Below are 8,234 nucleotides of genomic sequence, written 5' to 3'. Positions count from 1 at the left end.
TGGAGGCTTACCGATTACTTGGTGAAGCTCAGAATAGACCGCGAGATCAGATCGCCGCCGGTCGTGACCGCCAGGACATTCGTCCGGGCGGTCAGTCAATCTCTCCGACAAGGTGGCTAAGCGGAAAGCACTCGGTGTCGCTCGCCTGCGGCAAGCCGCAGGACTCGCGTTTTCTCTCCTAAATCGCGTGTTGGACGCTGCTCGACACATCTTGCTTAGCGAACCAAGGATTGCGACATAGGATTCGAGAGAGTTCTACTCGGATTTTATTTGATCCCTCCGAAGCTCGTTTGTAGACGCTCTACATCCCAGAAACGTGAAGTAATGATATGACGTGTTAAACAGTTTGGAGACACTATGTTTACTTGTCCTATGTTCTGGTGGAACTGAATAAAATCTCAAGGATATGTTTAGATCATCAGGTGCACAATCATATCCCCCAAAAAAAGACGATTCCGATCGTCGTCACAACAGTCAGAATCAACTGTAATGGGAACCCAACCCGGGCGAAGTCCGTAAATTTGTATCCACCGGGGCCGTACACCATAAGGTTCGTCTGGTAACCAACAGGGGTATTGAACGCCGTAGACGCTGCGAAGGTCACTGCCAGAACGAATGCAAAGGCATTCGCGTTAATTTGCGTCGCCACATCAACGGCAACTGGAATCATGAGCACCACGCTCGCGTTGTTGCTAATAAGTTCGGTCATCAGGGCTGTGAACAGGTAGAATACTCCGAGAACCGCAATCGGGGGAAGAAAATCGGCACTGCCTGCGACCAACGACGCGAGCCACTCGGCACCACCAGTCTGTTCCATCGCAATCCCAAGCGGGATGACCCCGGCGAGTAGGAAGATCACGTTCCAGTCGACAGCATTATAGACTTCTTTCGGGCGAACGCACCCTGTTCCGACCATCGCGACAATGCCCGCGAGTGCAGTGATGACGATTGGTGCAATCTCAAGTGCTGCGATGGCAACGACAGCGGCGACAATACCGACTGCGATCGGCATCTTTGTACGTCGGTAATCTGGATGGGAAATTTTCTCGACGATGACGAACTCACGAGATCGATCCAACCGGGTAATTGTGTCCTCGGTTGCCTGCATGAGAAGCAAATCACCGCCCCGAAGTTGGAGTTCGTCCATCCGTTCATGTCGAATTTTGTCGCCGCGGCGAATCGCGAGAACCGTTGTATCGTACTGCGTATCGAAAGCAAGGCTCTCGAGTGTTTCACCCACTAAGTTTGAATCTGGAAGGATGGCAACTTCAACTAAGAGACGATTCTCGTCCCTGGCCTCGAGATCGGTATCCTGGTATTTGACTGCTGGGACAGGATTAACGCCCTCGACTTCGAGTAACTCAAGCAATGTGTCGCGATCAGCCCGGATCAGTAATACGTCACCGTCGCGGATGGTCTTGCGATCGAGCGGTGCCATCGTTGTTTCATCGTCACGGACTATCTGAACAATGTCGAGATCAAGATCAAGATCGTTCAGACATTCGTCGACAGTCTTGCCGGTAAGGGGCGAGTCGGAATCAACCGCTACCTCGGTGAGGTAGTCAGACATTTCAAACTCGCTGGTGAGATCCTCTCCAGGCGTGATTCGCTCTGGTATCAGGTGACGGCCAATCACCAACAGGTAGATGCAGCCAATGATGAGGACGAGAAGTCCGAGTTGAGTGAATTCGAACATTGTGAACGGTCGATCGAGTAGACGAGCAGAGACGTCGCTTGCGAGTAGGTTCGTCGATGTTCCGATGACCGTCAGCATTCCGCCCATCATCGACGCGTACGAAATGGGGATCAGGAGCTTCGAGGGTGAGATATTTGTTTGCTCGACGATGTCGTCCACCATCGGAATCATAATGGCGACGACTGGCGTATTATTGATGAATCCAGCCGTTCCACCCGAAAACCCGATAAGCGCAGCAAGTTGTTTTATGGGATCGTTTTCGGTATGCTCGAGAAGCGTGTCGGATAGCAGCGCGACGACGCCTGTCCGGCGAATTCCCTCACTGAGAACGAACATCGCAAGGACTGTGATCGTTGCCGGGTTTGCAAAGCCTGTGAGCCCGTCGTCAGGTGAGATTTCCGTCCACGGACCCAGCGCGACGAGCGCGACGATGATCCCAATCGCGGTGATATCTATTGGGATCGGTTCAGTAACAAATAAGATTAATGCGATAGCAATAATTCCGAAGACAACTAGCATGCCAGTTGTCACGGACGGGAACTGCCCTATTGTGACTGTCAGTGGTTCCATTGTAAGGTAAACATAGAGAGAGGCGAACAACACCGCATTGTAGATGCCATGAACGACAGCAGGAACAACGAGGTTGTCCGATTGTTCGTATATCCAGCCTAAGACCAGACTGAGTACGAAGAGAATACCGATAGCGGCAGTCACGTACTCACCAGTATAGGCGGGAAAGTGAGCGACTGCGAATACGGCGCTGGTAGCGATGATGCCGATGCCTGTATTGTACGCTTCGACGAGTCGAGTCTGAATAACTCCCCGAAACAGCAACTCTTCGCCAGGACCGATCACGAGGAGTGACAATGGAACGAGTAGCAGGAGAAGTGACGGGTGTTGCTCGGCGATAATCGCAAATTCATGCTCTGCCATGGTTCGTATCCCGACGAGTTGTAAGAGTCCATTCATCAGGACAAGCAACCCGAACAACCCGGCGAGACCGATTACAATCCAGATAGCGTCTTGTTGATCTGGGGTTCGAAGACGAACGTGCTCGAGACCAAAATCGTGATATCGAAGATAGCTTCCCGCAACAAGTGCGAAACCGAGACCCTGAAACACGACCATGACAACGACCATAAGAGGGAGGTCGTCGATAGCGTGAATACCGGCCACATTGAGCGCCGCCACAGCTGCGCCTGCGAGCAACCCACCGGCTACGAGTCCCCCAAATCCAATTACAGTCGCATCTAACAGTGGTAGGAGCGTAGAGCGCGGCGTGTGTTGGTCGGACATACAGTTTTCCCCGTGGAAGAGGGATTTCTAGCCACTCACTGGACACCGGCAGTTTCAGAACTGCTATCCGTAGTTGTGAGTCCGCCAAGATCCTCCATCAGATCTTCATAAAATTCGTGCATCTCCTGAGTCACCGAGGGAGTTATCTGCTCAAACGCCTGGTCGAAGTGTTCCTGAGCGAGTTCGAGTTCGTCGGCATGGGCTTCGATCATGTCGACCGACACATCATCTTCATCGAGCGACATAATTGCCTCCTCCATTGCAATCAGGCTTGCTTCACGAACACAGGCTTCGATGTCACCGCCTGTGTAGTCTTCCGCCGTTTCAGCCAGTTCCCCGAGGTCAACGTCGTCGGTGAGCGGAACATCGCGGGTGTGGACTTCGAAAATTTCTCGCCGCGCATCGACGTCCGGAATTGGAACGTAGACGGTTTTGTCCAGCCGTCCGGGCCGTAACAATGCACGATCGATGATGTCCGGCCGGTTCGTTGCCCCGAGAACGAACACGTTTCTGAGCTCCTCGATACCGTCGAGTTCGGTCAGTAACTGCGACACCACCCGTTCGGTCACCTGTGAGTCGAACGATTGGCCACGTTCGGGAGCTATCGAGTCGATCTCGTCGAAGAAGATAATCGTCGGGGCATTCTGACGCGCTTTGTTGAACACATCCCGCACGCCTTTTTCAGACTCACCGACGAACTTGTCGAGCAGTTCGGGACCCTTGACCGAGATGAAGTTAACATTGCTTGCATTGGCGACAGCCTTTGCAAGCAGTGTTTTCCCCGTTCCCGGCGGGCCGTACATAAGCACACCTTTTGGTGCATCGGCATGGAGCTTCCTGAACATCTCGGGGTAGTTAAGCGGCCACTCGACAGCTCGTACCAGTTCGTGTTTTGCCTCTTCGAGACCACCGACATCCTCGTAGGTGACGTTCGGTACTTCCACGAACACTTCCCGCATTGCGCTTGGTTCAATACTTCCGAGAGCCGCTTCGATATCTTCGTCCTCAACGAATAATTCGTCCAGAACGTCCGGTGGTACCACTTCCTCTTCAAAGTCGACATCAACCTGAACACGGCGAAGTGCATGCATAGCTGCCTCCTTCACCAGCGATTCGAGATCTGCACCGACAAAACCGTACGTTCGATCTGCAAGGTCCTCGAGATCCACATCGTCAGCGAGGGGCATTCCCCTCGTATGGATCTGGAGAATTTCAAGCCGACCATCATGCGACGGTGCGCCGATTTCAATTTCACGATCGAATCGACCGCCACGACGGAGAGCGACATCCACCGCGTCGATGCGGTTTGTCGCAGCGATCACGATAACATCACCGCGCTCCTCAAGCCCGTCCATGAGTGAAAGTAGTTGGGAGACGACCCGCTGTTCGACATCGCCGGAAACGTCGTCCCGGCTCGGTGCAATCGAGTCGATCTCATCAATGAAGATGATCGAAGGAGTATTCTGTTGGGCTTCATCGAAAACTTCCCGCAGATGCTCTTCGCTTTCGCCATAGTATTTCGACATGATCTCCGGTCCGGAGACGGTGAAGAAGTTTGCGTCGACCTCGTTAGCGACGGCTTTGGCAATGAGCGTTTTCCCCGTCCCCGGCGGGCCATACAGAAGGACACCCTTCGGAGGTGCAATACCGAGCCGACGGAAGAGTTCGGGATGCCGTAACGGAAGTTCGATCATCTCGCGGACCTGGCCAAGTTCCCGCTCGAGACCGCCAACGTCATCGTAGGTCACGTCTTGAATCTCTGAACGATCTCTCGCAAGATCCTCTTCTGTGATCGGCTCATCTCGAACGACGAGTTCGGTTCCTTCCGTTATTATTACTGGACCAGACGGGGTAGTCTGCGTGACGATGAACGGAAACGACCTGCCCAGAAGCTGCATATGAACCGCATCTCCTCGGACGACAGGTCTATCGAGGAGGTACCGTTTTAGTGAGGGGCCTGCACCGCGCAGGATAACTTGCTCCGGGAGTGCGATCGTCACTGAGTCGGCAGGATCAGCTTCTGTTTTCTCCACTTCGACGTAGTCATCTATCTCTACGTCCGCGTTCATCCGGACGTTGCCGTCGATCCGGATAACGTCATCTGGGTCGGTTCCAGGCCCAGGATGCGCTTTCGCAACTGTTCGTCGGCGTCCAGTAATTTCGACGATGTCGCCTGGTTCAAGTTGCAGTTCGTCCATAGCCGCATGGCTCAGTCTTGCGATACCTTGGCCGACATCACTGGATGTGAGTCCTTGGACTCGTAGCTCTGCACTCATGTTTCTACACAACAAGAGCCACGCTAAACAGTGTCAAAGTCACCCTCCTTTCCAGCGGCAGAGTCTAATTAAGTACGCAAGAAGGGGAGGTGGGTATCGAACTCCGATGGGGAGTTTACAACATCAACTAGTCAAACAACCCTTTTGTCGTGACCCGTGGGCCGGTTGCAACATCAGAATCTGAATTTTGGTGAGAGAATACGTGATAGCACCCCAAATAAAAAACAGTCCTGATCAACCCCGATCACTATGTTAATAGATATCGATGAATTGCCAGTGACGAATGCACATGAGTCACACAGCGCATTTCTCAGTTGGCGTACAGACCTAGCTGGCGGTTGCACATCGAAGGATCGCCTCTGTCAACTCTGTCCACGCTCCCCCTAGATCCGAGCATCGATATCTCACACTATTTTGCGTACTACTTCAGTGAATTAATTGATACAAATGATGGGCTCTGAAGCAAGAATTTATTGAAATGATTACCGTTGTCGACATCACGATTCCGGCCGAATCGTTTGCACTGGGGAGAATATTCACCGACCATTCAACCGTACAAATTGAACTCGAGCGGTTGGCTCCACTGCATAAGGCGGTCATCATGCCACAGTTCTGGGTAGCGAACGACGAAGACGATGCTATCGCAACCACACTGAATGATGACCCCCTCGTGGATAACGTGGAGACTCTCACCAATACCGATAGTAACGTTGAACGAACATTGTACGAAATCCAATGGAATCCTGATGTTAATGGGCTCGTCCAATCTCTTATCGAAGCCGATGCTAAGATCCTCGTTGCCAAAGGTACGGCGGAGGAGTGGCAGTTTCAGCTCCAGTTTAAGAACCACTCAGGCCTTGCTTCTTTTCGGAAATCTCTTCAGGAGTATGGGATTCAGATTACCTTGAACACCGTGTTCAATCCGATGGTTCATGAAGAAGATGAACTTCTCACTGCCGAACAATCAGACGCCCTGATCACAGCTTACGAAGAAGGATATTATGAAGTTCCTCGTGGCATCTCTCAAGACGAACTTGGGTCACTTCTGGGGATTAGTGGGAACTCCGTCTCACAGCGACTTCGCCGGGGAACCGTCCGACTTATTAAGGAAGCGTATGAATCCGGTGAGTTTCGACTGTAACTGTGTCACTGCTTAAAAGCCCTCTTAATAGAGAGAAGCATTGATTGAAAGCCTTCTCGAATAGACGGACAATGCGACGCGAAATCAATGATACGCCGAGTAATACTGTTATTGACGCAATAGCTACAGTTCAGGATGTTGATGTGGCTGATTTAGAACCGTTGTATAACGCTCTTGATCCAGATGCATTGAACGCAGTGTTTCAGGGAGACAGTGGTGATACCTGTCGAGTGACGTTCTCCTGGGAGGGCCACATGATCACGGTTACGAACAACGAGGTTATTGTCAGCCCTAAAGGAGATGGCAGTAGTTCAGGAGTGCCTCATGCGTCAATGAGCGGTAATGAAATTTGTCCTCATCACCCCCAATCCTCCGATCAAGATTCTGCACATTGACGACGATCTACAATTTGTAGAGTTGGTTGAAGCTTGACGTAAATTGTTCCAGAGTTCACGCCGAGGTACGCAACTCTGCTGAACAGTGACTTCAGTATCCTCTACAAGGGCGAGGCGGGAACAAGCGTTCTCAACTTCTAGAGCTGATGGATATTCGACCGATGGATTCAGCAAAACGTCTTCGTCAATTACAACTAATTTTCCTGACAAATCGATCAGTAATCTGTGAGGTAGTGCAGGACTATGTTATGTTCTGTTGTATCCTATTGATTTCCTCAAAGTAACAGAGATAAATACTGAGTAGGACAAAGATAACAGTAAGGATTATTACAGTCTGAATAAATGGGTGCCTCCAAGAACCGTCGATGAACGAGACGGCCAAATGGGTTAAGAGCGGAACCGTTACCACGAGATATAGTACCGGTTTCCAGAAGGATGTAAAGTAGACGAATCCAGCGGTGAAAAGGATAATAGCAATTGCAATATACCGCATAAACTGGTTAATCCACCAAAGATATAGATACGTTGCTAGCAGCATTGTACCAAGAATCAGAAGGATCCAATTAAGTATTTGCTTCGGGTGGTTTTTCCAATCAGTCATAAAATACACCATAATTAGCAAATCTAGTTGCCTGTTTTTTGATTATCTGAGCTTGGTTTGCTTTAACAGACTATCGTCACAGTGACCGGTGCTCGCAGGACAACCTTCTCGGCGACGCTCCCCAGTAGAATCCGCGATAGAAGACTTCATCTGTGGCTTCCCATCACGATTATATCAGCGTCTTCAGCATGCTCAATGATTTTTTCTCGCCGGTTCGCCAATGTCGGTTTCAGTTTGGATTGCACCACTAAACGCTGCATCCTCCTTAATCGAGCGACCAGAGTCAAAAATTTCCTTGGTATACTCGGTAGCGGATTCGAGTATCTGTTCTTTCTATTAGGATTTATCTCACCGTATGGTCCAGTCGGTGTTTCAACGACGTGAAGAAAGGTCAAGGAGGACTCAGGATGTGTTTCAATTGCGAACTCTACTGTTTGATCTGATAATTCGGATCCGTCCACTGGAACGAGGATGTTGTCTGTCATTATTGTGTGATTGTTATGACGACGTGATCGGTGCTAACCGGATGTGTGATGGTTGCTTCACTGCTCCACGCATCATCGAATCACCACTACAGCGTACATAAGCCCGAGCAAGGCACCATATAATACGTGACCGACAAGGCTCTCGACGGCGATAAACGGAACTTGAGGGCCTACTGCCCCCATCTCCCCAAGCCATACCGGCATTACAATTACCGGCAGTATCCCCCCACACGAAATGACCGAACACGATCCCCAACATCACCGTCTTTACTCTGTATCCTACTCTATACAGAGTTGGTTCTGCCGTCAGATAAGCCATCACAGGTGATCTCGAGACTATCGCT

The 8,234-nt window shown here is 50.8% G+C and carries 4 protein-coding genes and 2 pseudogenes; 2 read left to right on the top strand and 4 right to left on the bottom strand.

Features of this window, described 5'->3' with window-relative positions:
- Window positions 1-430: 430 nt before the first annotated feature.
- The 3 genes and pseudogenes from PGX04_RS00795 to PGX04_RS00790 form a co-directional block, all read right to left on the bottom strand.
- Entirely contained in the window at window positions 431-2,215 is a 1,785-nt protein-coding gene (locus PGX04_RS00795; RefSeq protein ID WP_377042250.1) for an SLC13 family permease, read from the bottom strand.
- A 93-nt stretch (window positions 2,216-2,308) separates the two neighbouring features.
- Window positions 2,309-2,629, bottom strand: a pseudogene (locus tag PGX04_RS34285) (CPBP family intramembrane glutamic endopeptidase); the annotation flags it as partial.
- A gap of 398 nt (window positions 2,630-3,027) precedes the next feature.
- A complete protein-coding gene (locus PGX04_RS00790; RefSeq protein WP_273736778.1) occupies window positions 3,028-5,268 on the bottom strand; it encodes a CDC48 family AAA ATPase in 2,241 nt (746 codons plus the stop codon).
- A gap of 478 nt (window positions 5,269-5,746) precedes the next feature.
- Here PGX04_RS00790 and PGX04_RS00785 point away from each other — a divergent pair, with 478 nt between their 5' ends.
- Window positions 5,747-6,409, top strand: coding sequence for a helix-turn-helix domain-containing protein (locus PGX04_RS00785; RefSeq protein WP_273736777.1), 663 nt, complete (start codon window positions 5,747-5,749; stop codon window positions 6,407-6,409).
- 71 nt (window positions 6,410-6,480) lie between these two features.
- Window positions 6,481-6,804, top strand: a complete 324-nt coding sequence (locus PGX04_RS00780) for a HalOD1 output domain-containing protein (RefSeq protein WP_273736776.1) — start codon at window positions 6,481-6,483, stop codon at window positions 6,802-6,804.
- A gap of 663 nt (window positions 6,805-7,467) precedes the next feature.
- On the opposite strand, the pseudogene PGX04_RS00775 reads toward PGX04_RS00780, so the two are convergent.
- Window positions 7,468-7,890, bottom strand: a pseudogene (locus tag PGX04_RS00775) (universal stress protein).
- Between the last annotated feature and the right edge of the window lie 344 nt (window positions 7,891-8,234).

The organism is Natrinema soli (genome assembly GCF_028618695.1).
The sequence above is the reverse complement of the archived record's forward strand: the minus strand, read 5'-3'. Positions and strand labels throughout refer to the sequence as shown.